Origin of the sequence: Acidocella sp. MX-AZ02, from assembly GCF_000306035.1 — a bacterium.
Classification (GTDB): Bacteria; Pseudomonadota; Alphaproteobacteria; order Acetobacterales; family Acetobacteraceae; genus Acidocella; species Acidocella facilis.
On the sequence record NZ_JH976245.1, the window covers coordinates 1 to 847 of the forward strand.

Annotated in this window: 1 protein-coding gene; it reads left to right on the forward strand. The window is 57.0% G+C overall.

Annotation, left to right across the window (positions count from 1 at the left end):
* Positions 1-75 precede the first annotated feature (75 nt).
* Positions 76-833 (forward strand): IS5 family transposase gene (locus tag MXAZACID_RS19005; RefSeq protein WP_144052894.1). Its coding sequence is split into 2 segments (ribosomal slippage): positions 76-394 and positions 394-833, totalling 759 coding nucleotides; the frame shifts between segments, so codons are not numbered across the junction.
* Positions 834-847: the final 14 nt, after the last annotated feature.

Genomic DNA, 847 nt, shown 5'->3' on the forward strand with positions numbered 1-847 from the left:
CTCTAGGTCGTGTCTGCATTCATAGATTCCCTTTGTTTGTGATTTCTGATTCAAGGCTTGAGGAGGGTTCTTGCCTTGAGCAGACGGACACTGACGGACGAACAATGGAACCGCATTGAGGGTCACTTGCCTGGCCGTGTTGGCACCCCTGGCCGAAGCGGGGTGGACAACCGACTTTTTGTTGATGCGATCTTATGGATGGCTGGCAATGCGGCGCGTTGGCGAGATTTGCCGGAGATGTTTGGCAAATGGACGGCGGTACATGCGCGGTTCCGGCGTTGGTCTCATGCGGGCGTTTGGGAAGCGCTATTCAAAACCCTGGCGGATACGCCGGATTTTGAATACGTCCTGATTGATAGCACCATCTCGAAAGTCCATGCCGATGCGGCAGGGGCAAAAGGGGGGCTGAAGCTGCCGCCATTGGGCGTTCACGCGGCGGACTGACGACCAAGCTCCATGCCGCGGTCGATGCACTTGGCTTGCCGCTGCGCATCCACCCGACGCCGGGACATCACGGCGATTGCCCACAGGCGGAAGCCCTGCTGGATGGGTTGCAGGGTGTTGGTCATGTCATCGCTGACGCTGCCTACGACGCAGATCCCCTACGCGCTTTCATTGCCAATGATCTCGGTGCAACCGCTCAGATCAAGGCTAATCCCAGCCGCGCCATAAGCCCCCCAATCGACTGGAGGCTCTACAAGGAGCGCCATCAGGTCGAGTGCTTCTTCAATAAACTCAAACGCTTCCGCAGAATCGCCCTCAGATGCGAAAAAACCATCAAAGCCTTCATGGGCTTCGTACATCTCGCTTGCGCCATGATTTGGCTACGATGAATGCAGACACGACC